General features: G+C 71.0%; 22 protein-coding genes, 1 pseudogene and 1 riboswitch. Of the genes and pseudogenes, 13 read left to right on the plus strand and 10 right to left on the minus strand.

Annotation, left to right across the window (positions count from 1 at the left end):
- Positions 1–47 precede the first annotated feature (47 nt).
- Positions 48–1,010: a carbohydrate-binding protein gene (locus tag ABT116_RS02200; protein ID WP_351626550.1), complete on the plus strand. Its 963-nt coding sequence runs from the start codon at positions 48–50 to the stop codon at positions 1,008–1,010.
- 5 nt (positions 1,011–1,015) lie between these two features.
- Here the strand turns inward: ABT116_RS02200 and ABT116_RS02205 are convergent, their stop codons facing one another.
- From ABT116_RS02205 to ABT116_RS02215, 3 genes are all read right to left on the minus strand, one after another.
- The gene (locus tag ABT116_RS02205; RefSeq protein WP_351626553.1) at positions 1,016–1,945 is read right to left on the minus strand and encodes a 1-phosphofructokinase family hexose kinase; all 930 of its coding nucleotides are present in this window, start codon (positions 1,943–1,945) and stop codon (positions 1,016–1,018) included.
- Between the two features lie 120 nt (positions 1,946–2,065).
- Positions 2,066–3,277 carry an N-acetylglucosamine-6-phosphate deacetylase gene (nagA, locus tag ABT116_RS02210; RefSeq protein ID WP_351626556.1) on the minus strand — a complete coding sequence of 404 codons (1,212 nt, stop codon included), beginning with the start codon at positions 3,275–3,277 and terminating at the stop codon, positions 2,066–2,068.
- Positions 3,277–4,218, minus strand: coding sequence for an ROK family protein (locus ABT116_RS02215; protein WP_351626558.1), 942 nt, complete (start codon positions 4,216–4,218; stop codon positions 3,277–3,279). The genes nagA and ABT116_RS02215 overlap by 1 nt, the downstream gene beginning before the upstream one ends.
- 135 nt (positions 4,219–4,353) lie before the next feature.
- Between ABT116_RS02215 and ABT116_RS02220 the strand changes: the two genes are divergently transcribed.
- Both ABT116_RS02220 and ABT116_RS02225 read left to right on the plus strand, forming a co-directional pair.
- The gene (locus ABT116_RS02220) at positions 4,354–5,607 is read left to right on the plus strand and encodes an ABC transporter substrate-binding protein (protein WP_351626560.1); all 1,254 of its coding nucleotides are present in this window, start codon (positions 4,354–4,356) and stop codon (positions 5,605–5,607) included.
- A gap of 35 nt (positions 5,608–5,642) precedes the next feature.
- A complete protein-coding gene (locus ABT116_RS02225; RefSeq protein ID WP_351626562.1) occupies positions 5,643–5,888 on the plus strand; it encodes a DUF3263 domain-containing protein in 246 nt (81 codons plus the stop codon).
- A gap of 82 nt (positions 5,889–5,970) precedes the next feature.
- Here the strand turns inward: ABT116_RS02225 and otsB are convergent, their stop codons facing one another.
- The 3 genes from otsB to ABT116_RS02240 form a co-directional block, all read right to left on the minus strand.
- Positions 5,971–6,948: a trehalose-phosphatase gene (gene otsB, locus ABT116_RS02230; protein ID WP_351626565.1), complete on the minus strand. Its 978-nt coding sequence runs from the start codon at positions 6,946–6,948 to the stop codon at positions 5,971–5,973.
- Between the two features lie 6 nt (positions 6,949–6,954).
- On the minus strand, positions 6,955–8,343 hold the full coding sequence (locus ABT116_RS02235; RefSeq protein ID WP_351626568.1) for an alpha,alpha-trehalose-phosphate synthase (UDP-forming): 1,389 nt from the start codon (positions 8,341–8,343) through the stop codon (positions 6,955–6,957).
- Between the two features lie 72 nt (positions 8,344–8,415).
- Positions 8,416–9,360, minus strand: a complete 945-nt coding sequence (locus ABT116_RS02240; protein WP_351626571.1) for a glucosyl-3-phosphoglycerate synthase — start codon at positions 9,358–9,360, stop codon at positions 8,416–8,418.
- Between the two features lie 155 nt (positions 9,361–9,515).
- Positions 9,516–9,672, plus strand: a riboswitch (SAM riboswitch).
- Positions 9,673–9,690: 18 nt separating this feature from the next.
- On the opposite strand from ABT116_RS02240, the gene thrC reads away from it, so the two are divergent.
- The 6 genes from thrC to ABT116_RS02270 all read left to right on the plus strand — a co-directional run bounded on the left by thrC (position 9,691) and on the right by ABT116_RS02270 (position 16,938).
- Entirely contained in the window at positions 9,691–10,977 is a 1,287-nt protein-coding gene (gene thrC, locus ABT116_RS02245) for a threonine synthase (protein WP_351626573.1), read from the plus strand.
- Between the two features lie 93 nt (positions 10,978–11,070).
- Complete coding sequence (locus tag ABT116_RS02250) at positions 11,071–11,346, plus strand: MoaD/ThiS family protein (protein ID WP_003991133.1); 276 nt, start codon at positions 11,071–11,073, stop codon at positions 11,344–11,346.
- A gap of 446 nt (positions 11,347–11,792) precedes the next feature.
- On the plus strand, positions 11,793–11,996 hold the full coding sequence (locus tag ABT116_RS02255) for a cold-shock protein (protein ID WP_010035953.1): 204 nt from the start codon (positions 11,793–11,795) through the stop codon (positions 11,994–11,996).
- A gap of 332 nt (positions 11,997–12,328) precedes the next feature.
- On the plus strand, positions 12,329–13,951 hold the full coding sequence (gene groL / locus ABT116_RS02260) for a chaperonin GroEL (RefSeq protein WP_161366664.1): 1,623 nt from the start codon (positions 12,329–12,331) through the stop codon (positions 13,949–13,951).
- Positions 13,952–14,157: 206 nt separating this feature from the next.
- Entirely contained in the window at positions 14,158–15,285 is a 1,128-nt protein-coding gene (locus tag ABT116_RS02265) for an NADH:flavin oxidoreductase (protein WP_351626575.1), read from the plus strand.
- Positions 15,286–15,378: 93 nt separating this feature from the next.
- Positions 15,379–16,938, plus strand: a complete 1,560-nt coding sequence (locus ABT116_RS02270; RefSeq protein ID WP_351626576.1) for a carboxylesterase/lipase family protein — start codon at positions 15,379–15,381, stop codon at positions 16,936–16,938.
- A 1-nt stretch (position 16,939) separates the two neighbouring features.
- On the opposite strand, the gene ABT116_RS02275 is transcribed toward ABT116_RS02270, so the two are convergent.
- From ABT116_RS02275 to ABT116_RS02290, 4 genes are all read right to left on the minus strand, one after another.
- Positions 16,940–17,509, minus strand: a complete 570-nt coding sequence (locus ABT116_RS02275) for a hypothetical protein (protein ID WP_351626578.1) — start codon at positions 17,507–17,509, stop codon at positions 16,940–16,942.
- Positions 17,510–17,522: 13 nt separating this feature from the next.
- On the minus strand, positions 17,523–18,371 hold the full coding sequence (locus tag ABT116_RS02280) for a hypothetical protein (RefSeq protein ID WP_351626580.1): 849 nt from the start codon (positions 18,369–18,371) through the stop codon (positions 17,523–17,525).
- 207 nt (positions 18,372–18,578) lie between these two features.
- Positions 18,579–18,770, minus strand: a complete 192-nt coding sequence (locus tag ABT116_RS02285) for a DUF397 domain-containing protein (RefSeq protein WP_185007207.1) — start codon at positions 18,768–18,770, stop codon at positions 18,579–18,581.
- Positions 18,754–19,593 carry a helix-turn-helix domain-containing protein gene (locus tag ABT116_RS02290; protein WP_351626594.1) on the minus strand — a complete coding sequence of 280 codons (840 nt, stop codon included), beginning with the start codon at positions 19,591–19,593 and terminating at the stop codon, positions 18,754–18,756. The genes ABT116_RS02285 and ABT116_RS02290 overlap by 17 nt, the downstream gene beginning before the upstream one ends.
- Before the next feature lie 114 nt (positions 19,594–19,707).
- Here ABT116_RS02290 and ABT116_RS02295 point away from each other — a divergent pair, with 114 nt between their 5' ends.
- The 4 genes and pseudogenes from ABT116_RS02295 to ABT116_RS02310 all read left to right on the plus strand — a co-directional run.
- On the plus strand, positions 19,708–19,953 hold the full coding sequence (locus tag ABT116_RS02295; protein ID WP_351626582.1) for a hypothetical protein: 246 nt from the start codon (positions 19,708–19,710) through the stop codon (positions 19,951–19,953).
- A 135-nt stretch (positions 19,954–20,088) separates the two neighbouring features.
- Positions 20,089–22,119: a hypothetical protein gene (locus ABT116_RS02300; RefSeq protein WP_351626584.1), complete on the plus strand. Its 2,031-nt coding sequence runs from the start codon at positions 20,089–20,091 to the stop codon at positions 22,117–22,119.
- Positions 22,120–22,213: 94 nt separating this feature from the next.
- Positions 22,214–22,855, plus strand: coding sequence for a hypothetical protein (locus tag ABT116_RS02305; protein ID WP_351626586.1), 642 nt, complete (start codon positions 22,214–22,216; stop codon positions 22,853–22,855).
- Positions 22,856–22,953: 98 nt separating this feature from the next.
- Positions 22,954–23,043 (plus strand): annotated as a pseudogene (locus ABT116_RS02310) (MerR family transcriptional regulator); the annotation flags it as partial.
- Positions 23,044–23,207: the final 164 nt, after the last annotated feature.

The raw sequence follows: 23,207 nt of genomic DNA on the forward strand, positions 1-23,207 counted from the left end.
CTCACCCGTGTACCGCATGCACCGCACCTGACTGAGGAGACCAAGGGATGACGCCCGGCAACAACGGCGCGAGCACGCCCGAGGACGACGACCCGTTCGGCTATCTCTACGCCGACGGGCAGGCCAACGGAGCCCAGCCGCCGTCCGGGGGCTACGGCTACCCGAACTCGGTCAACCGGGTGCGGGCGGTCGGCACCCGACCCTACGGTCAGCAGCAGCCGCAGGCCGCTCAGACCGCGCCCTACGGCCAGGTTCCCCAGCAGGCTGCCCAGAGCCACGGCCGGCCGAACGCGCACTACGCGGCGCCGGAGACGCTGCCGGGTGGTGCGCAGACCGCGCAGCAGCAGATGCCGGCCGGCGGCGGTGGCGGCCGGGGTGGCCGCGGCCCGAACCACAAGGGCCTGCTGATCGGCGCGATCGCGGTGGTCGCCGCGGTCGTCATCGGCATCGGCGTGGCCATGCTGGGCGGCGACAAGGACAAGGACAAGGCGTCCGACGAGGTGGGCACCAGCCCGACCCAGTCCCAGGAGTCGAAGCCGAGCCCTTCGGCCAGCAAGGGTGGTGCGGCTTCGCAGGAGGAGCTCCCGGAGATCGACGCCAAGGCGCTGCGCCTCGGCGGCGGCGCGACCCTCGCCCAGGACGTCAAGGGCGCCCAGTCCGACGGCGGCATCTACGTCGGGAACCTCAACCAGGTCGGCTCCTCGGTGACGTGGACCGTCAACGGTGTCCCCAAGGACGGCCTCTACACGGTCTTCGCCCGCTACAGCACGGTGGACGAGGATCAGGAGATGACGCTCACCGTCAATGGCAAGCCGTTCGGTACCAAGCTGAACATGGGCAACTTCACGCACACCTCGGACGGCGACTTCGCCAAGGGCTGGACGAAGACCTACGCCTGGCCGACCCTCAACAAGGGCTCCAACACGATCACGGTCTCCTGCGGGGACGGCGACAAGTGCAATGTCCTGCTGGACAAGCTGTGGCTCAAGGCGGGCCAGGTCAAGGACTGAGTCGGCTAGGCCGCGCTCGCCTCTCCCGAAACCGTCACCCTCCCCAGCAACCCCTCGTACACCCCCCGGTCGAACTCCCCCGCCGCCGGTGCTTCCACCGTCGCTGCCGCGAGGGCCGTCGACCGGGTCAGGCGGGCAGGCCAGGGGAGGTGTTCGACCAGGCCGGACAGCAGGCCCGCTACCACCGCGTCGCCCGCGCCCGTCGGGTTGCCTCGTAGTGACGTCGGTGGGACGGCTCGCCAGCGGCCTTCTCGGGTGACTGCCAGGAGGCCCTGCGGGCCAAGGGACGCGACCACCGCGGCCGCGCCCCGGCGGCGGGCGTCCTGCGTCGCGCGCAGCGGCTCGTGGGAGCCGGTCAGTTCCGCCAGTTCGTCGGCGTTCGGCTTGATGATGTCCGGCCGGGCCGCGACGCCCCGGCGCAGGGGTTCGCCGCTGGTGTCCAGAAGGACCGGGACCGAGAAGGCGCGGGCCGTGCGGACCAGGCCCGCGTACGCGCCCACCGGGACGCCCGGCGGCAGGCTGCCGCACAGGGCCACCGCGGAGGCGGACGGGAGCAGGTCCTCGTAGGCCTCCTGGAAGGCGGACCACTCCGTGGGTGTGACCGTAGGGCCCGGTTCGTTGAGCTGGGTCGTGTCGCCGGTGCGCTCGTCGACCACGGCGATGGTGCGGCGGGTCGCCTCGGCGAGCGGCACGAGCGCGTCCACCACGCCCGGCACCGCCGCGAGTCCCTCCCGCACGACCCGGCCCGTCGCCCCGCCCGTGAATCCCGTCACCGTCACCTCGTGCCCGAGGGCCGCGAGCACCCGGGCCACGTTGACCCCCTTGCCGCCGGGGCGTTCCGTCACCTCGGAGACGCGGTGGGAGGCGTGCGGCCGGAGGGACCGTACGCGGTAGGTGATGTCGAGAGCGGTGTTCAGTGTGACCGTGAGGATCACCCGGGCCGACCTCCCCCGATGCGCTTGCCGACGTGAACGTGCAGGTAGCCCGATCATGCCAAAGAGACGGCGGTCGGCCCAGTCCTGGAGTCGGCCACCGTCTCCCGACTACGGGACGGATCAGCCCAGTTGGGGACCGACCACCCATTCGCCCCGGCGCATCACGCCCTTCAACTCGTAGGCCGAGTCCAGGATCAGCAGGTCGGCGTATTTTCCGGGCTCCAGTGAGCCGATCGTGTCGTCCAGGCCGAGCAGGCGGGCCGGGGTGGCGGACAGGGCCGTCACCGCGTCCTGGACGGACAGGCCGTCGACCGTGACCGCCCGCTTGAAGGCGCGGTCCAGGGTGAGGGTCGAGCCGGCGATCGTGCCGTCCGCCACCAGCCGGGCCACGCCGTCCGCGACCTCCACCTCCAGCGGGCCCAGCCAGTAGCGTCCGTCGCCGAAACCGGCCGCGTCCATCGCGTCCGTGATGAACGCGGCCCGGTCCGCGCCCGCGTGGTGGAACGCCAGTTGCAGCGCGGCGGGGTGGAGGTGCGTGCCGTCGTTGATCAGCTCGACCGTGATCCGGTCGTCCTCCAGCAGCGCGGTGATCGGGCCGGGGGAGCGGTGGCCGAGCGGCGGCATCGCGTTGAAGAGGTGGGTGGCGACCGTGGCGCCCGCGTCGATGGCCTGCACCGTCTGCTCGTACGTGGCGTCCGTGTGGCCGATCGCCGCGATCACGCCGTGGTCGGCGAGCAGGCGCACGGAGTCGAGGCCGCCGGGGAGTTCGGTGGCCAGCGTGAGCATCCTGGCCTGGCCCCGGGCCGCGTCGATCAGCTTGCGGACGTCCGCGGGGTGCGGGTCGCGCAGGAGGGCCTCGGAGTGGGCGCCCTTGCGGCAGGGGGAGATGAACGGGCCCTCGAAGTGGACACCGGCGATCTCGCCCTGCTCGGCGAGTTCGCTCAACAGACCGGCGCGGCGGGTGAGGAAGTCCATGTCGCCGGTGACGGTGGAGGCGACCAGCGTGGTCGTGCCGTGCAGGCGGTGGGTGTGGATGCCCTTGAGGATGTCGTCGACCGTGCCGGAGGTGAAGGAGGCTCCGCCGCCGCCGTGGTTGTGCAGGTCGACGAAGCCGGGGATCACGTAGTGGCCGGTTACGTCGATGAGCTGGGCGTTTTCGGGGGCCGCAGTGGCGATGCTGGTGCCGTCGATCACCAGACGGCCATTCTCGACTTCTCCTGTGGGGAGGACCACGGTCGCGCCGATGAGGACCGTGGGGTGTCCGGCCGTGGCGGGGTGCGGGTGCGTTGTGGTTGCTCGCGCAGTTCCCCGCGCCCCTGGGGCATCGGTCATCAGGGCGTTACCTCCATGCGGTCGGTCGATGCCAGAAGATCCCAGGCCAGTAGGCCCGCCCCCAGGCAACCGGCGCCGTCACCCAGCGCCGCAGGGACGAGTGACGGCTGTTTCTGGAAGGTGATCCGCTGCCGGATGGCCTCCCTCAACGGCGTGAAAAGGGTTTCTCCCGCCTCCGCAAGGCCGCCGCCGATGATCAGGGTGCGGGGGTCCAGCAGGGTCAGAGCCGTGACCAGGCCGTCGGCGAGGGCGTCGACCGCCTGCTGCCAGACGGCCCGGGCCTTCGGGTCGCCGGAGTCCACCGCCTTCGCGCAGTCCGCCGCGTCCGCGCCCGGGTCGCCGGAGGCCGCGGCCCAGGCCTCGCTCACGGCCGCCGCCGACGCGAAGCGCTCCAGGCAGCCGCGCTGTCCGCACGGGCAGGGCGCTCCGCCGGGGCGTACGACGATGTGGCCGATCTCGCCCGCGAAACCGTGCGCGCCCGCCTCGACCCGGCCGTCGACGCCGATGGCGCCCGCGATGCCGGTGCCCAGCGCCACGAACAGGAACCGGTCCGCGCCCCGGCCCGCGCCGACCCGGCCCTCGGCGAGGCCGCCGGTGCGCACGTCGTGGCCGAGGGCTACGGGGACGTCCAGCCGCCGCGCCAGCAGGTCGCGCAGGGGGACGTCGCGCCAGCCGAGGTTGGCCGCGTAGGCGGCGACGCCCCGGGCTTCGTCGACGATGCCGGGGACGGCCACGCCGGCGGCGGACGCGGGCGTGCCGAAGTGCTCGGTGCCGTAGGCGTGCAGCTCGGCGGCGAAGTCGAGGATGCCCGCGACGACGGCGTCCGGCCCCTGGGCGCGTCCGGTGGCCCGGCGGGCCCGGTGCAGCACCTCGCCCCCCGGCCCGGCCAGAGCGGCCTTCATTCCGGTGCCGCCCACGTCGAGGGCGATGACATGTCTCACGGGAACAGTGTGACCCGGGGACCCGCAAGAGGTCTAGTCCACTCACGTGGTGTAGACCTTGTTCCGGATATCGAAATGTGTTTCGGCGGCGGTACACGCCGGGGTTGGGGAAGAACAGCAGTGCAGCGGCGGCGGATGGCAGGAACGATCGCGGTGGTGTCCGCACTGGGCATGACGGCGGTCCTCGGCGGCTGCGGCCTCACGGGCGGCTCGGCCGACGTGACCCTGAAACTGGTCGCCGCCGACTACGGCGACAACGCGGCCAACAGCTCGAAGAAGTACTGGGACAAGCTGGCCGACGAGTACGAGGCCGACCACCCCGACGTCGAGATCGACGTCAGCGTCTACTCCTGGAACGACGTCGACCGCAAGGTCCGGGAGATGGTCGCCGCCGGTGACCCGCCGGACATGGCGCAGATCGGCGCGTACGCCGACTACGCCGCCAAGAACCAGCTCTACAAGGCCGACGACCTGCTCTCCATACCCGTCCAGGCCGACTTCGTCGGGCAGCTGGCCTCCGCGGGCCAGGTGAAGGGCGTGCAGTACGGGATGCCGTTCGCCGCCTCCACGCGCGTCCTCTTCTACAACAAGACCCTCTTCGCCAAGGCCGGCATCACCCCGCCCGAGTCCTGGAAGGACCTGGCCGAGGACGCCGAGGCGCTCAAGGCGAAGGGTGTGAAGTTCCCGTACGCGCTGCCCCTCGGCCCGGAGGAGGCGCAGGCCGAGACCATGCAGTGGATGCTCAGCGGCGGGGGCGGCTACACCGACAGCGTCGACAGCTACGCCATCGACTCCCCGGAGAACATCGACACCTTCTCCTGGCTGAAGGAGGACCTGGTCGGCAAGGACCTGACCGGGCCGGTCGCGCCGGGCGAGCTCAACCGGGCCGCGGCGTTCGCCGCCTTCGCCAAGGGCGAGGTCGGCATGCTCGACGGCCACCCGTCGCTGATGAAGATCGCCGCCAAGGGCGGCGTCAAGTACGGGATGGTGCCCACGCCGGGCCACGAGGGCCCGAGCAGGTCCACGCTCGGCGTCTCCGACTGGATGACGGCGTTCCGCAAGAACGGCCACCGCGACCAGGTGGGCGACTTCCTCGACTTCGTCTACAGCGAGAAGAACGTGCTGGCCTTCTCCCGCGAGTACGACCTGCTGCCGGTCACCTCCTCCGCGTCCGGCACCATGGCCGCATCCGAGGAGGACCGGCACCTCAAGCCGTTCCTGGAGGAGCTGTTGTCCTCCGAGCTCTACCCGGTCGGCAAGACCTCCTGGGCCGACGTCAGTGCCCAGATCAAGCAGCGCATCGGCAAGGCCGTCGCGCCCGGTGGCACCCCCTCGGGAGTTCTCGGCAACCTCCAGGCGGCGGCGAGCCGGGCGGAAAGCGCGGAGTAGCTCCGCTGTCGGTGGCGGGCGTTACGGTGCCGGGTATGGACGAGGACGCGGGTGAGCAGGGGCTCGGGCGCAGGGAGCGGGACATCCTGGCGCTCGAACGCCGTGGCTTCTCCGGGCCCGGTGTGAAGGAACGGGCCATACGGGAGGAGCTGGGGCTCGCGCCGGTGCGGTACTACCAGTTGCTCAACGCCCTGCTGGATGATCCACGGGCCCTGGCTCATGATCCGGTGACGGTCAATCGGCTGCGGCGGGTACGGGAGAGGCGTCGGACGGAGCGCTGAGGCCCCGGGGCGCCCGGCCGTCGCGGGGTGCGGGTGCGTTGTGGTTGTTCGCGCAGTTCCCCGCGCCCCTGAAGGGGCGCGTTCACCTGAGCTGGTTCGCGAGTGCTGCCAGCAGGCCTACGACCCCCTCCGGGCCCTCCACCACCACGTCCGCGCGCTCGCGCAGCTCGGTCACCTCGTCGCTGCCGCTGCACACCAGCAGGCCCGGGGTGCCGACCGTGCGGAGGGTGTCGACGGCGGTGTAGGCGGGCAGGTCGCCCAGGTCGTCGCCGCCGTAGAGGACGGAGCCGGCGCCGATCTCCCGGGCGAACCCGGTGAGGGCGACGCCCTTGTCCATGCCCGGTGGGCGCAGTTCGAGGACCATGCGGCCGGGCTCGACGATCAGTCCGTGGCGGGTCGCCAGGTCGGTGAGCGGCTCGCGCAGGGCCTCGAAGGCGGCCTGCGGGTCGGCGGCCCGGCGGGTGTGCACGGCCACCGCCCGGCCCTTGTCCTCCACCCAGGTCCCGCTCCCTTCGAGCAGCCCGGGAAGCTCGGCGCGGACGGCGTCGACGCCGGGGTGCGGGTCGGGTGCGGTGACCTTGCCGCTGCGGGCGTCCCACCGCTCGGCGCCGTAGTGCCCGAGGACGACGAGGTGCTCGAGACCCGGGGCGTCCGCGAAGCCGCCGTTGCGCACCGCGACCTCGGCGGGCCGGCCGGTGATCACCGCCACGGCGGCCACCTTCGGCGCGAGCGCGGCCAGCGCGGGGAGCGCCCCGGGGTGGGCCCGGGCCCGCTCCGGATCGGCCACGATCGGCGCGAGCGTCCCGTCGAAGTCCAGGGCGATCAGTGCCTTGCCGGGATCGGCGAGCAGGGCGGCGAGCCCGTCCTGCCCGGCCTGCGTGGCGGGGGCGGGGAGGGGGTGTGCGCCGGGAGCGCCCGTCGAGGGCCCGGCGCCGGGGCCGCCGGGAGCGTCCTGCGGGCCCGACGGGGTCGCGGCTCCGGGCAGATCGCCCTGCCCTCGCCGCGTGGCCGGGGCATCGTTCGCCGGGCCCCGGCCCGACGCGCCCGTCTGGCTGCTCATCAGGTCTCAGCCCCTCAACGCGTCGAGCTGGTCCAGGAACCACTGCGCCGGTGGCAGGGACGTCGCCGCCGCGGCCAGGCGCTTGGTGCGTTCGGCGCGTTCCTCCGGGCGCATCGACAGCGCCTCGTGCAGGGCCGTCGCCGTGCCCGTCACGTCGTAGGGGTTCACCGTGATCGCGTCCTCGCCGAGCTCCTCGTGCGCCCCGGCCTCCCGGGACAGCACCAGCGCGCAGCCCGCGTCGGAGACGACCGGGACCTCCTTGGCGACGAGGTTCATGCCGTCGCGGATGGGATTGACGAGGGCCACGTCGGCCAGCCGGTAGGCGGCCAGGGAGCGGGCGAAGTCGTCCTTGACGTGCAGCACGACCGGCTTCCAGCCCGGCGTCCCGTACTCGGCGTTGATCTCGTCCGCCAGCCGCTGCACCTCGGCCGTGTAGTCCCGGTACACCGCGAGGTCCTGCCGGGAGGGGTAGGCGAAGGCCACGTGCACCACCTGCTCGCGCCACTCGGCGTGGGTCTCCAGCAGCCGGCGGTAGGCCAGCAGGCCGCGCACGATGTTCTTGGACAGCTCGGTGCGGTCCACCCGGACGATGGTGCGGCGGCCCTCGCCGATCTCCTCGCGCAGCGCGGCGATCCGCTCCTCCACGTCCGGCTCGTGGGCCCGCTCGCGCAGGAAGTCCGCGTCCGCGCCGAGGCCGTGCACCCCCACCCCGGTGCCGCCGAGCCCGCCCGCGAACCGCTCGGCGCACGCGGTGAACGCCTCCGCCCACCGCTCGGTGAGGAAGCCCAGCCGGTCCGCGCCGAGCATGCCGCGCAGCACCTGCCCCGCCACGTCGTCCGGCAGCATCCGGAAGTACTCCGGCGGCGCCCACGGCGTGTGCGAGAAGTGCCCGATGCGCAGGTCGGGCCGCAGCTCGCGGAGCATGCCCGGCACCAGCGTCAGGTGGTAGTCCTGCACCACCACCGCAGCGCCCCGCGCCGCCTCCTCGGCCAGCGCCTCGGCGAACGCCCGGTTGTACGCCTCGTAGGACGCCCACTGCCGCCGGAACTCCGCGTCGAAGACGGGCTCCAGCGGCGTCTGGTAGAGCATGTGGTGCACGAACCACAGGACCGAGTTGGCGATGCCGTTGTACGCGTCGGCGTGCACGTCGGCCGGGATGTCCAGCATCCGCACACCGTCCTCGCCGACACCGCGCCGCACCGCCTCCCGGTCGCCGTCGGAGAGCGCCGAGCACACCCACAGCGCGTCCGCGTCCGAGCCGATCGCGGAGAGCCCGGAGACCAGCCCGCCACCGCCCCGCTTGGCGTCCAGCGAACCGTCCTCGCCCACCGTGTAGGAGACCGGACCCCGGTTGGAGGCCACCAGCACCTGTGCAGCACCGTACGTCGAAGCCATAAGCCTCAACCTAGCCCGGCTCCCAAACGCTCAAACGTGCGGATCTGCCGCGCCCGGCCGAAAACGGCCCGGTCAGGCCGCTCTCCGTGCCTGGTACTCGGCGATCTCCACCATCGGCGGACGCTCCTCGGTGTCCACGGAGTACGTCCGCGGCTCGAAGCCGTCCGTGCCCCGCTCGAACTGGGTCAGGGACGGCCGGATCAGATGCCCGCGCGCCAGCCGCAGCTGGGCCGTGCGGTAGATCGCGGCGGCCATCCGGCCCAGCGCCTGCCCGTCCTGGTGCCGGTGCTTGCGCACCCCCACGTCCACCTGGGCGAGGGCGTCCAGGCCCACCAGGTGCAGGGCGTCCACCAGCATCCCCAGCTCCACGCCGTACCCGACGGGGAACGGCAGCTGCTCCAGCAGCGAGCGGCGGGCCGCGTACTCGCCGCCGAGCGGCTGCACGAAGCCGGCCAGCTGCGGCCAGTGCATGTTGAGCAGCGGGCGCGCCATCAGCTCGGTGACCCGGCCGCCCTGCCCGGCCGCGCCCGCGAGGGGGCGGTCGTACATGGCCTTCACCAGGTCCACGTCCGGGTCCGTGAGCAGCGGGCCCACGATCCCCGAGACGAAGTCGGACGAGAAGTCCCTCAGGTCCGCGTCGACGAAGCAGACGATGTCCCCGCGGGTGACGAGCAGCGAGCGCCACAGCACCTCGCCCTTGCCGGGCACGGCGGGCAGGCGCGGGAGTATCCCGTCCCGGTGCACCACCCGCGCGCCCGCGGCGGCGGCCACCTCGGACGTGCGGTCGGTCGACCCCGAGTCGACGACGACCAGTTCGTCGACGAGCGGGACCTGCCGCATCAGGTCGTGACGGATGACGGCGGCGATGTCGCCGACCGTCGCCTCCTCGTTCAGCGCGGGCAGCACGACGCTGACCGTCTGGCCCGTGCGCTGCTTGGCGGCGAGAATCTGGTGGAGCGGGCGATCGTTCGCGGACCAGGAACGGGTGCTCAGCCAGCGCTCGACTTCTTCCAGCACCGTGGCGGCTCCTCTGCGTACTCCAGGCGGGACGGACCGTGATCCATCTCGCGGTTCGGACGACTATCTCAACTGTCCTGGTCGTCGGTTACAGTCTTGAACAACGCGGATGACCATTGCATGTCCGGGGTCACCCGCCGCCTACAACCACATACAGCTCATCCAGAGGGGCAGAGGGAAACGGCCCGATGAAGCCCCGGCAACCCTCCAGTCGGTACTCGTAGGTCACTGGCGACCACACGCGCGAGGCTCCCGGCTCGGGAAGGTGCCAAATCCGTCTCACGGCGAGATGCGTCGTGAGGAAGATGAGGAGAAAGGGCCTCGCCTCACATGGCTGCGCAGACTGTTGCAAGCACCACTGAATCCACCGTAGACCTCGGCCCCGCCGCAGCGCTCAGCTGCCGCGAGTGCGGCCACCGCGTACCCCTCGGCCCGGTCTTCGCGTGCGAGGAGTGTTTCGGCCCGCTGGAGATCGCCTACGACTTCTCGGCCTACGACACCGAAGAGCTCCGCAAGCGCATCGAAGCGGGCCCCGCGAACATCTGGCGCTACGCCCCGCTGCTGCCCGTCCCGGCCGACGTGGCGGACAAGCCGAACATCAACCCGGGCTGGACCGCGCTCGTCAAGGCCGACAACCTCGCGCGCGAGCTGGGTGTCGACGCCGGCAAGCTGTTCGTGAAGGACGACTCCGGCAACCCGACGCACTCCTTCAAGGACCGCGTCGTCGCCCAGGCCCTGGAGGCCGCCCGCGCCTTCGGCTTCACCACGCTCTCCTGCTCCTCCACCGGCAACCTCGCCGGCGCCGTGGGTGCCGCCGCGGCCCGCGCCGGCTTCCGCTCTTGCGTGTTCATCCCGCACGACCTGGAGCAGGGCAAGGTCGTCATGGCCGCGATCTACGGCGGCGAGCTCGTCGGCATCGAGGGCAACTACGACGATGTGAACCGCTTCTGCTCCGAGCTGATCGGCGACCCGGCCGGTGAGGGCTGGGGCTTCGTCAACGTCAACCTGCGGCCGTACTACGCGGAGGGTTCCAAGACCCTCGCATACGAGATCTGTGAGCAGCTCGGCTGGCAGCTGCCGGACCAGCTCGTCGTGCCGATCGCCTCCGGCTCGCAGCTGACGAAGATCGACAAGGGCCTCCAGGAGCTGATCAAGCTCGGTCTGGTCGAGGACAAGCCGTACAAGATCTTCGGTGCGCAGGCGCTCGGCTGTTCGCCGGTGTCCACGGCGTTCAAGGCCGGGCACGACGTGGTGCGCCCGCAGAAGCCGGACACGATCGCCAAGTCCCTCGCCATCGGCAACCCGGCGGACGGGCCGTACGTGCTGGACATCGCGCGGCGGACCGGCGGTGCGGTGGAGGACGTTACGGACGAGCAGGTCGTCGAGGCGATCAAGATCCTTGCGCGGACCGAGGGGATCTTCGCGGAGACCGCCGGTGGTGTGACCGTGGGTGTCACCAAGAAGCTGATCGAGACCGGGCTGCTGGATCCGTCGAAGACGACGGTGGTGCTCAACACCGGGGATGGCCTCAAGACGCTGGACGCGGTGGCGGACACGGGTCTGACGGCGACCATTCGCCCCAACCTTGATTCGTTCCGTGAGGCCGGGCTCGTCTGATCGTTGTCGGCTGCGGGCCCGTGGGGGGCTGGTCGCGCAGTTCCCCGCGCCCCTGAAAGCAGGTCCGCCACCCCAACCGGAGGTTTTGAAGTCATGAGCGTCACCGTTCGCATCCCCACCATCCTGCGCACCTACACCGGCGGGCAGGCCGAGGTCGCCGCCGAGGGCGCGAACCTCGGTGAGGTCATCGCCGATCTGGAGAAGAACCACACCGGGATCGCCGCCCGGGTGCTGGACGACCAGGGCAAGCTGCGGCGGTTCGTCAACGTGTACGTCAACGACGACGACGTGCGGTTCGAACAGGGTCTGGAGACGGCCACGCCGGACGGTGCCGGAGTGTCGATCATTCCTGCCGTCGCCGGCGGCTGAACCGGTCGACCGGCTTGATTGTTACCTTCGGTAACGACGGTCACTGAGAGTTTATCGAATTGCCCCCTCCGTGAGAGAAGCGGAGGGGGCAATTCTGTGTGGTTGAGCGCGGTACAGTTGGGGAACGCGGTCCCGATTCCCTGATCGGAACCCTGAATTCCCGCTACGAGCCCGACAAGATGTAGCCAAAGTGTGTATGTCTTTTGCGGCTTTTGTTCCCTTTGTGTGGCCCGACTTGCCCTGAATTCGGGCGAATTCTCCCCACATTCCGGACCCTGCGCGTCCAGAATTCTCGTCCGATTGACCTGTTGCAGACGGCAGTTGGACAGATACATTCAGCCGCGGTCGACGCGTTCCGGCGCACGCCCCCAACCGTGGGGGGTGAGGTCTGACCCGGGTCCGCGAAGTGTGGATCTGTGCAAGGGCCAGTAATAGGGGAGTTAGGCATGGCTCAGGGCACCGTCAAGTGGTTCAACGCGGAGAAGGGGTACGGCTTCATCGCGGTCGACGGTGGTGCGGATGTTTTCGTCCACTACAGCGCGATTCAGATGGACGGCTACCGCACCCTTGAAGAGGGCCAGCGGGTCGAGTTCGAGATCTCGCAGGGTCAGAAGGGACCGCAGGCCGACATGGTTCGCGTCTCTGCCTGAACGCGCACCACGACCAACGCTCAAGCGACCGGTCTTCTCAGAAGGGCCCGTACCCCCCGGGGTGCGGGCCCTTCCGCGTGTTCGAAGGGCTCGCCGGGCGGTGTTCGCGGGCGGCTGACGCCCCCGCCCGATCCCCCGGAGGCGCTTGCACTCGCAGGGGTCGAGTGCTAATCATTGCGTTAGCACTCTGAAGGTGAGAGTGACAACGTAAGGACCGGGTCGGTGAGGCCCGCAGGCCGGGTGGGAAGGAACCACAAGGCAAGCGAGCCGTCCGTCGCGGGCGCGGGCGCGGTCCGAAGTAATCACCCCCAGTCCTGGAGGGACCACTTCACATGGCCAAGATCATCGCGTTCGACGAGGAGGCGCGGCGCGGCCTCGAGCGCGGCATGAACCAGCTCGCGGACGCCGTCAAGGTGACGCTCGGCCCCAAGGGCCGCAACGTCGTCCTCGAGAAGAAGTGGGGCGCGCCCACGATCACCAACGATGGTGTCTCCATCGCCAAGGAGATCGAGCTCGAGGACCCGTACGAGAAGATCGGCGCCGAGCTGGTCAAGGAAGTCGCCAAGAAGACGGACGACGTCGCCGGTGACGGTACGACCACCGCGACCGTTCTCGCCCAGGCCCTGGTCAAGGAGGGTCTGCGCAACGTAGCCGCCGGCGCCAACCCGATGGCCCTCAAGCGCGGTATCGAGAAGGCCGTCGAGGCCGTCTCCGCCGCCCTGCTGGAGCAGGCCAAGGACGTCGAGACCAAGGAGCAGATCGCCTCCACGGCCTCCATCTCCGCCGCCGACACCCAGATCGGCGAGCTCATCGCCGAGGCCATGGACAAGGTCGGCAAGGAAGGCGTCATCACCGTCGAGGAGTCCCAGACCTTCGGTCTGGAGCTGGAGCTCACCGAGGGTATGCGCTTCGACAAGGGCTACATCTCGGCGTACTTCGCCACCGACATGGAGCGTATGGAGGCCGTCCTCGACGACCCGTACATCCTGATCGCCAACTCGAAGATCAGCAACGTCAAGGACCTGCTGCCGCTCCTCGAGAAGGTCATGCAGTCCGGCAAGCCGCTGCTGATCATCGCCGAGGACGTCGAGGGCGAGGCCCTGTCGACCCTGGTCGTCAACAAGATCCGCGGCACCTTCAAGTCCGTCGCCGTCAAGGCCCCGGGCTTCGGCGACCGCCGCAAGGCGATGCTGCAGGACATCGGCATCCTCACCGGCGGCGAGGTGATCTCCGAGGAGGTCGGCCTCAAGCTGGAGAACGCCACGCTCGACCTGCTGGGCAAGGCCCGCAAGGTCGTCATCACCAAGGACGAGACCACCATCGTCGACGGTGCCGGCTCGGCCGACCAGGTCCAGGGCCGCGTCAACCAGATCCGCGCCGAGATCGAGAACAGCGACTCGGACTACGACCGCGAGAAGCTGCAGGAGCGCCTGGCGAAGCTCGCCGGCGGTGTCGCGGTCATCAAGGCCGGTGCCGCCACCGAGGTGGAGCTCAAGGAGCGCAAGCACCGCATCGAGGACGCCGTGCGCAACGCCAAGGCGGCCGTCGAGGAGGGCATCGTCGCCGGTGGTGGCGTGGCCTTGCTGCAGGCCTCCCAGGTCTTCGAGAAGCTGGAGCTCGACGGTGACGAGGCGACCGGCGCCAACGCCGTGAAGCTCGCGCTGGAGGCCCCGCTGAAGCAGATCGCCGTCAACGGTGGTCTCGAGGGCGGCGTCGTCGTGGAGAAGGTCCGCAACCTCACCGTCGGCCACGGCCTGAACGCCGCGACCGGTGAGTACGTCGACATGATCGCCGAGGGCATCATCGACCCGGCGAAGGTGACCCGCTCTGCCCTGCAGAACGCCGCCTCCATCGCCGCGCTGTTCCTCACCACCGAGGCCGTCATCGCCGACAAGCCGGAGAAGGCCGCCGCGCCCGCCGGCGGCGGCATGCCGGGCGGTGACATGGACTTCTGATCGACCCCAGGGTTGATCAACGTCCTTACCGAGGGCGGCACCTCCTGTTCCGGCAGGAGGTGCCGCCCTCGGGCGTGTCCGGGACATGGGCGGGGCGCGTGTCCGGGATCACAGCGGGGGTGGGATGGCCGCGTGGGCCCGGATGGTTGAAGGTTAGGTCCTATGCGCATGCACATACCCTCCGGTATCCGAAAGTGAGCCCCCACGTGACTGTCGCCGCCTCCGCCTCCCGCGCCGCCGAAATCCTGTCCCGGCCCGTAACGCTGGGCGGCCTGACCGTTCCGAACCGGATCGCGATGGCGCCGATGACCCGCATGTTCTCCCCGGGCGGCGTGCCCGGCGAGGACGTCGTGTCGTACTACGCGCGCCGCGCCGCCGCCGGAGTCGGCCTGATCGTCACGGAGGGCACCTACGTCGGCCACGAGTCGGCCGGGCAGAGCGACAGCGTGCCGCGGTTCCACGGCGACGAGCAGCTCGCGGGCTGGGCGAAGGTCGCCGAGGCGGTGCACGCCGCCGGCGGCACGATCGTGCCGCAGCTGTGGCACATCGGCATGGTCCGCAACCAGGGCGAGCCCCCGTTCGCCGACGCCCCGGCCGTCGGCCCCTCCGGGCTGCGCATCGGCGCCGACGAGCCCACCGGCAAGACCATGACCCAGGCCGACATCGACGCCGTGATCGGCGCGTTCGCCGAGGCCGCTGCCGCCGCCGAGCGCATCGGCTTCGACGGTGTCGAGCTGCACGGCGCCCACGGCTACCTGCTCGACCAGTTCCTCTGGGAGGGCACCAACCGCCGCACCGACGCCTACGGCGGCGACCGGGTCGCCCGAGCCAAGCTCTCCGAGGAGATCGTCGCGGCCGTCCGCGAGGCCGTGTCCGCCGACTTCCCCGTCATCTTCCGCTACTCCCAGTGGAAGCAGGAGGCCTACCGCGCCCGCCTCGCCGAGACGCCGGAGGAGCTGGAGTCCATCCTCGCGCCGCTGGCCGCCGCCGGTGTCGACGCCTTCCACGCCTCCACCCGCCGCTACTGGGTTCCCGAGTTCGACGACTCGGACCTGAACCTGGCCGGCTGGACCAAGAAGCTCACCGGCAAGCCCACCATCACCGTCGGCTCGGTCGGCCTGGACGGCGGCGACTTCCTCAAGTCCTTCCAGGGCGAGGGCGCCGAGGTCGGCGACCTCGACAACCTCCTCGACCGCTTCGAGCGCGACGAGTTCGACATGGTCGCCATCGGCCGCGCCCTGCTCCAGGACCCCGAGTGGGCCCGCAAGGTGCTCGACGGCCGCTTCGAGGAGCTCGCCCCGTACAACCCGGCGGCGCTGAAGACCCTCAGCTGACCCGACTCCGAACGGGGTGCCTGGCTTTGCTTGCGTCAGTCAAGGAGACTGACCGGACGCTTGTTCACCGGCACCCCGTGAGGAGACCCGCACATGACGACGACCGACTCCCGCCCCTCGCCGGGCGGCCATTCCGAGCAGCCCGGCCCGGTGGTGCGCACCACCGCCGGTGCGGTACGCGGACGGAAGGAAGAGGGCCTCGCCGTCTTCCGGGGCATCCCCTTCGCCGCGCCCCCGGTGGGCGAGGCCCGCTTCCAGGCGCCGCGCCCCGCCGAGAGCTGGGACGGCATACGCGACGCGTACGCCTTCGGCCCGCCGCCCCCGCAGGACCTCGGCCTGATGGGCGGCCCGGGGCTGATCGACGTGCCCCAGGGCGACGAGTGGCTCACGGTCAACGTCTGGACCCCAGATCCCGACCCGGCGGCTCACCGCCCGGTGATGGTGTGGATCTACGGCGGCGCCTACAAGCTCGGCCACGCCGGCAGCCCCGGCTACGACGCCCGGCACATCGCCGCCGACGGTGATCTGGTGGTCGTGTCCCTCAACTACCGAGTCGGCATGGAGGGCTTCGCCCACATCGAGGGAGCCCCCGCCAACCGCGGCCTGCTCGACCAGGTGGCCGCCCTGGAGTGGGTGCGCGACAACATCGAGTCCTTCGGCGGCGACCCCGACCAGGTCACCGTCTTCGGTGAGTCGGCCGGCGCCGGTTCGGTCGCCTCGCTGCTCTCCATGCCGCGCGCGGCCGGTCTGTTGCGGCGGGCCATCGCGCAGAGCGTGCCGGGGACGTTCTTCTCCGACGCCCTGGCCCGCGACATCGGCACCGCCCTCGCCGCCGAGATGGGCTTGCGCCCCACGGTCGCCGACCTGTCGACGATCGCTCCGAGCCGACTGACCTCGGCGGGCGAGACGCTGGGCCCGAAAATGCCCCAGTACATCGACCGCTGGGGCCAGGCGGCTCCGACGGTCACGCCGTTCTCACCCGTCGTCGACGGCGAGGTGCTGTCGGCCACGCCGTGGCAGGCACTGGCGGCCGGTGCCGCGAAGGACGTCGAGCTGCTCGTCGGCCACAACCGCGACGAGTACCGCCTCTTCATCGCCATGGCGGGCCAACTCGGCCAGATCGGCGAGGAGCGGGCGGCCTCGGCCCTCCGTCTCTTCGCCCCCGGCCCCGACGGTGAACAGGCCTACCGCACGGCCTTCCCGGAGGCCTCCCCTTCGGAGCTCTACGAACGCGTCCAGACGGACTGGCTGTTCAGCATGCCCACCCTGCACCTGGCCGAGGCACAGCGCGCGGGCGGCGGACGCGCCCACGTCTACGAACTGACCTGGCCGGCCCCGGGCAACGGCGGCGCGCTCGGCGCCTGCCACGCCCTGGACATTCCGCTGCTCTTCGGCACGTTCGGGGCGGACCTGGGGCTGCTGCTCTTCGCGGGCACGGAGCCGTCCGCGGAGGTGCTCGCGCTGTCGTCCCGTTTCCGCGCGTCCTGGTCGGGGTTCGCGAGGACGGGGGACCCGGGCTGGCCGGCGTACGACGACGAGCGGCGGCTGGTGCAGGTGCTGGACGCGGAGCCGGTGGTCACGGCGTACCCGGAGGAGCGGTCGCGGCGGCTGTGGGAGGGACACGAGTTCCGGCCCCTGCCGCTGCTGGGGTGACCTACAAGTTGCCCATGGGTTCGATGTCGACCCGCATCGGCGTCCCCCACACCCGCAGCACCTCGTAGTCGGTGAACTCGTGCACCAGCCGGTACGCCATGGCGGCCCGGGGAGCCTTGCGCTGGGCCGCGATGAACAGCTCCGCCTCCCGGCGGTCCCGGCGCGGGGTGCCGCACAGCTGCCAGGCCTGGCCGTTCCACAGCTCCGCCAGCCAGCGCTGCTGGGGCTGGGGGCGGTCGCCGCGCACGCCGTAGCGGGACGGTGCGGGTTCGGCGGGCTGCTGCTGGGGGGCGGGCCCGTTGAACTCCGCCCGGCGGGCCGCCCGGCGCCGTGTCTCGCACAGCAGGCACAGGTCGGGGGCGGCCTCGTCGACCGGGCCGTTCGGATGCTCGGGGCAGCGGGTGCTGGGCGCCGCCGTGGTCACGCTGTCCTCCAGCAGGTCCAGCGCGCGCTTCAGGTCGGCCCTGACCTCGTGCAGTTTGCCGTCCGGGGTGTCGGAGGTGAGGGCCTCCCCGTGCTCGCCGAGGAGACGGAGGGCACGGCCCAGGGCGGTGAGCTGAGCGTGGTTCATGAGTCCATTGTCCTCAGTCGGCGTCACCGCGGCGGCGCAGGGACATCGCAGCGCGGATCTGGGCCGCGTGGTCGTGGACTGTGGGGGCGGGCAGGGGTGCGGGGGGTTGCGCGGGGGCGCGTTCACCCCGGCAGGAGCTGCAACGCCCCCCTGGCAGGGTTTCCGGACGCCCCGGGGTGCCGCAGTTCGCGCACTCCAGGACCCGGAGAGGCGGACGCGGGGTGGGCGGAGGCGGGAGTTTGCTGGTCAGGCGGTCGCGGACCAGGGCGGCGGGGTGGTGGACGGGCGTCGGCAGGCCGGCCGTGAGCGCACGCAGTACGTCGTCCTCCGAGGCGCCCCGTTCGAACCAGTCCGTCACGAGTGGGGCGAGGGTCGCGCAGTCGGTCTCGGAGAGGGTCAGGACGGGTGCGGTGCGGCCGAGGGCGGCCAGGAGGATGTGGGCCCGGGAGCGGGTGGGGCGTGCCGCCTGCTGCGGTACGTCGCCGCGGGTGAAGGCGGCCCACCAGTCGTCATCCCGTGCGGTACCGGACCACCACGAACGGGTGATCCAGCGGGAGCTGCCGTCGCCCGCCGTGATGCACTCCCGGCCCCGGCGCAGGTGTCCCGCCTGCTGGATGCGGTTGAGGGCGGTGCCGAGGGCGCACTGGCCGTAGGGGAGCTGCTTGGCCAGCGTCTTCACGGAGATGTCGGCGCCGTCGGGGAGCCGGTCGAGGTAGGCGGCGATGGCGGCTTCGCGGGGTGGGAGGTGTGCGAAGTCGTTCTTCGTACCCGGGAGTTGGTCGGGGGTCGTGCGTTTGCCGTAGCCCGGCCCCGCCATGGGGTGCGCGGACGGGGAGGCAGCACTAAAGTTGGCTTCAGCCATGGGATCGAACTTGTCCTTCGATCTTGTTGGTCAAGCCCCCGCAGGTGTTGGCGCACCTGGCGGGGGCTGTTGCTTGTGCACGAACGTTAGAGGGCTGTCACCGTCCGTGGCAAGCCGAACGCGTCACGTCAACACGTAGGGTGGGAGGGCGGGTTGAGCCCTCCACCCATTCCTTGAAAAGAGGGCTCGAAGCCCGGGTCCCGAAGCTTAGGCCGTCTCGTCCTTGAGGTTCTCGACGAACGCGGACCAGGCAGTGGCCCGGAACACGAGCTTCGGGCCGTGGGGGGTCTTGGAGTCGCGGACGGGGATGACATCGGGGAATGCCTGGGTGACCTCCAGGCAGTTGTCGCCGGTGCCGCCGCTGTAACTGGACTTGTACCACTCAGGCGTGTTCCTCATGGTCGTAATCCTGCGCCATCGCATCGAGGAGGGCCAGAGACTTCTCAGGCGAGAGCGCCGAAGCCGTGAGGAGCTCGAAGTAGAGCCTGTAGCGCGCGACGGTGGCGGGGTCGTCCTCCAGTTGCCCGGTGTCGACCCCTTCCAGGTAGGCGAGTGGAGGGGCGTCGTCGAAGTCCATCACCCTGACGCACCCCTGCATCCCCGGGTGAGCCCCTGCGTCGAACGGCAGCACCTGAACGATGACGCGGTTCCCGCGAATCAGGCCGATGAGGTGGCGTAGAGCCCCCGCCATCACCTCCGGCCCGCCCGTCGCGCGGCGCAGTGCGGCCTCGTCAATCACCGTCCACAACAAAGGCCTTGTTGGATCGCGGAGGATCCGCGCCCGCTCCATCCGGCCTGTCACCAGCGCCTCGATGACCTCGTCTGCCGCTGAGGGCTGGTAAGCGCGGCTGACGGCTCGTGCGTAGGCGGGCGTCTGGAGCAGTCCGGGAATCAGCATCGATGTGTACTCCCTGATGGCCGCGGCCTGCGCCTCCACCTCTGCCGCTTCTGCGAAGTGCTCGCGGTACTTGGACTTCGCCGCCGCCGCACAGTTCCGCTGGAAGAAATCCTCCGTCCCCAGCACCTCGTCCAGCAACCGCGCATACTCCCGCTGCAGCCTCCGCGTCCCCGCCTCCAACTGCCCGATGAACGACCCGCTCACGAACAGCCGCTGGCCCAGTTCCTCCTGGCTCAGGCCGGCCTTCTCGCGGGCGTGGCGCAGTTCGGCGCCCAGGAGGGCTCGCGGGGAGGAGGACGGGTCGAGGTCTCTTGATCCGGGCATGGGCAACTCCGTGTCGAACAGATCGGGTTGTTGGACCGCCGTATATGGCCAGGTTAGGGACGCGTCGGCCACGCTGTGTGGTGAATCACAAACTCAGCGTGGAGGTAAGAGAACGTGCGCTCGACCGAAGAGATCGTGCAATCGCTGCGGGAGGCCCTCGCCGGAGTCGGGGTCGTGTTGCCGTCGCTGAGCGTCGACCCGGTGACCGGCGCGAGCGACGAGCCGTTCGCCCTGGTCGATCTGGGGCGGTGCAACGTACGGACCGCCGAGCACCTGACCGAGGTACTGCGCTCGCTGCCCGTGCGGGAGGCGCTGCGGGCTCGCGTGCGGCAGGTCAACCGGGAGATGAAGTCACGGTGACGTAATAGCCAACGGTGGATGTACAACCATTCGCCCTTCACCGCCGTCGAACAGGCGTATCGCGCATACGCCGGCGTTCGCCCCACCGCACGCCACTCCGGAAATCACATCCTTTCCCCAGAGGAATCCTGTCTTATGACGTTCCGTTGGCTGTGCGGTGTCCTGCGTGTGCGCGGGAAGACCGACCTTTTGCTTGTGTTCCTGTTCGCCGCCGGATTCGCCGCACTGCCCGTCTTCGCGCTGCTCCCGTCGCTGTGGGGCTTCGCCGTCGCCTCGGCCGTGACGTACGCCGCGGACGAGGTGCTGCACACGCGCTCGCCTGCCTTCGTGCGGCGGCTGGCCGCGTTGCAGCTGACCCGCACGATGCGGTTCGCCGTACGGACGGTGATGCTGCTCGCCCTCGCCGACCGGATGGACGCGCCGGGCGCGGTCCTGGTGGCCGCGCCGGCCGTGTTCGCCGCCCACTTCACCCTGGTGATCCTGTACACGGCGGTGCATCACGCCATCCGGCGACGGCGCGCGCTGCCGGTCGTCGTGCGCAACCTCGACATGAGCGGGGCGGGCATTCCGCAGTCGCCCCCCGCTCTCCTCTACCGGCGTTTCCTGCGCAAGCTGCTGCACCTGGACCTGCCCGCCCACGCGGGGCTGCTCGTCGCGCTCGCGGTGGGGGCCTGGCAGCCCGCGGGCATCGGCTTCGCACTCACCGCCGGGCTCGCGGTCGCGGCCGTGGTGGCGCTGCTGGGGCAGTTGCGCCGGGCCCGCCGGATGCCGTCGGGGGACGAGGTGATCGCCGAGGTCAACCGCCAACTCGCCGGATACCGGCCGGAGGTGGCGCTGTACTTCAGTTTCGCGTCCGTGTCCCGGGACTTCATGTACCAGGTCAACATGTGGATCGAGACACTGGAGCAGCTCGACCGGCGGCCGTTGATCATCCTGCGGGAGCGTGCCTCGTTCCGCTACCTCGGCCGTACGTCGATCCCGGTCGTGTGCGTGCCGAAGGCCGACGACGTGGCGCAGCTGGAGCTGCCCGAGCTGCGGCTGGTGCTCTACCCGGGCAACGCGGGCAAGAACGTGCACATGCTGCGCGTCGCCGAGGCCAAGCACGTGTTCATCGGGCACGGCGACAGCGACAAGCTCGCCAGCAGCAACCGGGTGAGCAAGGTGTACGACGAGATCTGGGTGGCCGGCCGGGCCGGGCGGGACCGCTACCAGCGGGTGCGGCACGCCATCAGCGACGAGGCGATCGTCGAGGTGGGCCGCCCGCAGCTGTCGTCGATCCGGCTGCACGCCGACCACGTGCCGGGGCCGCTGCCGACCGTGCTGTACGCGCCGACCTGGGAGGGCTGGAGCGACGACGACTGCCACACGTCCCTGATCCCGATGGGCGTGCCGCTGATCGAGAAGCTGCTCGCCGAGAACGTACGGGTCCTCTACAAGCCGCATCCCCTCACGGGCAAGCGCTCACGCGTGGCGGCCGAGGCGGACCGGGCCATCCGTGAGCTGCTGCGCGCCGACAACGAGCGGCGCGACGCCCGGGAGGCCGAGGCCGCGATGGCCGTCGCCCGGCCGCGGCTCGCCGAGATCCAGGCCCGGCTCGGCGAACTGTCCGGGCGGCTCGCCGGCGACGACGCGCAGCAGACGCGCGAGGCGCGGGTCGCCGGTCTGGAGGGGGAGGCGGAGTGGCACGAGCTGCGGGCCGAGTGGCACCGGCTCTTCTGGGAGAGCCGGGGTCCGGTCCGGCACCAGGTGATCCTCAAGCAACTGCCCACCTTGTACGAATGCTTCGACCAGGCGGACATGCTGATCAGCGATGTCTCCTCGGTGGTCGCGGACTTCGTGGCGAGCCTCAAGCCGTACGCGCTGACCAACGCGAACGACCTGCCCGACGAGGACTTCCGGGCGGCCTACACCACCGCAGGGGGCGCCTATCTCCTCGACCGGGACTGCGCCCGGCTGCCGCAGATCCTCGACTCGGTGCGCGAGCCGCGGCACGACCCGATGGCACCCGAGCGCCGGATCCTCAAGGAGTACGTCCTGGGCCCGGACCGTCCCACCTCGATGGAGCGGTTCAACGCCGCCGTCAACGCCCTGGCCGAGAAGGCCACGGCGGAGCAGGACGAGCGCTGCGAGGGGAGGCAGCCGCTGGTCGCCGGGCTTCCGGGCTGACCGGGGGCCGATCCGGTTCCGGTGCGCCGGGGCGTGGGCCGCTTGGATATCGTGGCGGGCGCCAACGAACGTTCGAGTGACAGGGGCCGGGACCATGAGCGCGTCCGGTACGGCGGTGGCGGCCGACGGCGCCGGAGGGGCGGGCAGTTCGCGGCCCACCCCGTCCGGCGGACGCAAGACCGTCAGCTCCGTGCTGTGGGCCGTGCTGGTGCCCGCCCTGCTCCTCCTCGGTGCCGCGCTCGGGCAGTGGATGACCTGGGCCGGAGTCGTCGTCGCCCTGGCGACCATCGCGGTCGCCGCCTGCGTCGTCGGCGGCTCCTGGCACCGGGCCGGAGCGGCGACGCTCGTCTCCTTCGCCGGCTTCGCGCTGATGCTGTTCGCCGGACCCGCCGCGTACGAGGCGTACATGAAGACCGTCGGAGAGCCCGTCGACGCCGTGGTGACCCAGGTCGTCGACCGGGACCAGCGGCGCGGGCCGGACATGTCCTGCACGGTCCGGGAGCTCGGCGGCGAGCGGACCACGTACGAGGTGTCCCAGCAGGAGAACTGCTTCGGGCAGGCCCGGCCCGGTGACCGCGTCGAGATCCGCAAGGACCCCCTCGGGCTGCTCGACCCCCGGCTGCCCGACAGCCCCGACCAGCGGAACACCACGGAGATCACCCTCGCGATCACCGCCGTACTGACCCTGCTCGTCGCCGGGGGCACCTTCTACGGCGGGCAGCGCCGACGAGGCTGACGCACCGACCGGCTTGACCCTCACGCCGCGTGAGGCCGGAGGGTAGGGTGCGTGAGCGACTACTACAACGCGTTCGAGATGAGTCCCGTGCCCGCCCCCGGCCCGGCCTCGCCACGTGGTTCCGCCGGATCGTCGACGCGAGCGCCCGGGCCCACGGCATCGACCCGGACACCGCGACCTGGCGGTGAAGCGCCCAGGAGCGACGGACGCTGCTCGACGCCGTGGGCACGTCAGCCGCGCCTATGACCCCGGCCGAAGCCGGGACGCCAGACCCCCGAAGTAACTGCGGTGCACGGAGGCCAGGTCGACGTGCTCCGGGTCCAGCAGCCAGAGCAGGTGGACCCCTTCGACG

Origin of the sequence: Streptomyces sp. NPDC002130, from assembly GCF_040296465.1 — a bacterium.
GTDB lineage: Bacteria > Actinomycetota > Actinomycetes > Streptomycetales > Streptomycetaceae > Streptomyces.

Bases quoted from the DNA above. Each gene is read 5' to 3' on its own strand.
- ABT116_RS02200 (WP_351626550.1), top strand. From the start codon at position 48: ATGACGCCCGGCAACAACGGCGCGAGCACGCCCGAGGACGACGACCCG.
- nagA (WP_351626556.1), bottom strand. From the start codon at position 3,277: ATGACCGATGCCCCAGGGGCGCGGGGAACTGCGCGAGCAACCACAACG.
- ABT116_RS02220 (WP_351626560.1), top strand. From the start codon at position 4,354: ATGGCAGGAACGATCGCGGTGGTGTCCGCACTGGGCATGACGGCGGTC.
- ABT116_RS02225 (WP_351626562.1), top strand. From the start codon at position 5,643: ATGGACGAGGACGCGGGTGAGCAGGGGCTCGGGCGCAGGGAGCGGGAC.
- otsB (WP_351626565.1), bottom strand. From the start codon at position 6,948: ATGAGCAGCCAGACGGGCGCGTCGGGCCGGGGCCCGGCGAACGATGCC.
- ABT116_RS02235 (WP_351626568.1), bottom strand. From the start codon at position 8,343: ATGGCTTCGACGTACGGTGCTGCACAGGTGCTGGTGGCCTCCAACCGG.
- thrC (WP_351626573.1), top strand. From the start codon at position 9,691: ATGGCTGCGCAGACTGTTGCAAGCACCACTGAATCCACCGTAGACCTC.
- ABT116_RS02250 (WP_003991133.1), top strand. From the start codon at position 11,071: ATGAGCGTCACCGTTCGCATCCCCACCATCCTGCGCACCTACACCGGC.
- ABT116_RS02255 (WP_010035953.1), top strand. From the start codon at position 11,793: ATGGCTCAGGGCACCGTCAAGTGGTTCAACGCGGAGAAGGGGTACGGC.
- groL (WP_161366664.1), top strand. From the start codon at position 12,329: ATGGCCAAGATCATCGCGTTCGACGAGGAGGCGCGGCGCGGCCTCGAG.
- ABT116_RS02270 (WP_351626576.1), top strand. From the start codon at position 15,379: ATGACGACGACCGACTCCCGCCCCTCGCCGGGCGGCCATTCCGAGCAG.
- ABT116_RS02275 (WP_351626578.1), bottom strand. From the start codon at position 17,509: ATGAACCACGCTCAGCTCACCGCCCTGGGCCGTGCCCTCCGTCTCCTC.
- ABT116_RS02280 (WP_351626580.1), bottom strand. From the start codon at position 18,371: ATGGCTGAAGCCAACTTTAGTGCTGCCTCCCCGTCCGCGCACCCCATG.
- ABT116_RS02285 (WP_185007207.1), bottom strand. From the start codon at position 18,770: ATGAGGAACACGCCTGAGTGGTACAAGTCCAGTTACAGCGGCGGCACC.
- ABT116_RS02290 (WP_351626594.1), bottom strand. From the start codon at position 19,593: ATGCCCGGATCAAGAGACCTCGACCCGTCCTCCTCCCCGCGAGCCCTC.
- ABT116_RS02300 (WP_351626584.1), top strand. From the start codon at position 20,089: ATGACGTTCCGTTGGCTGTGCGGTGTCCTGCGTGTGCGCGGGAAGACC.
- ABT116_RS02305 (WP_351626586.1), top strand. From the start codon at position 22,214: ATGAGCGCGTCCGGTACGGCGGTGGCGGCCGACGGCGCCGGAGGGGCG.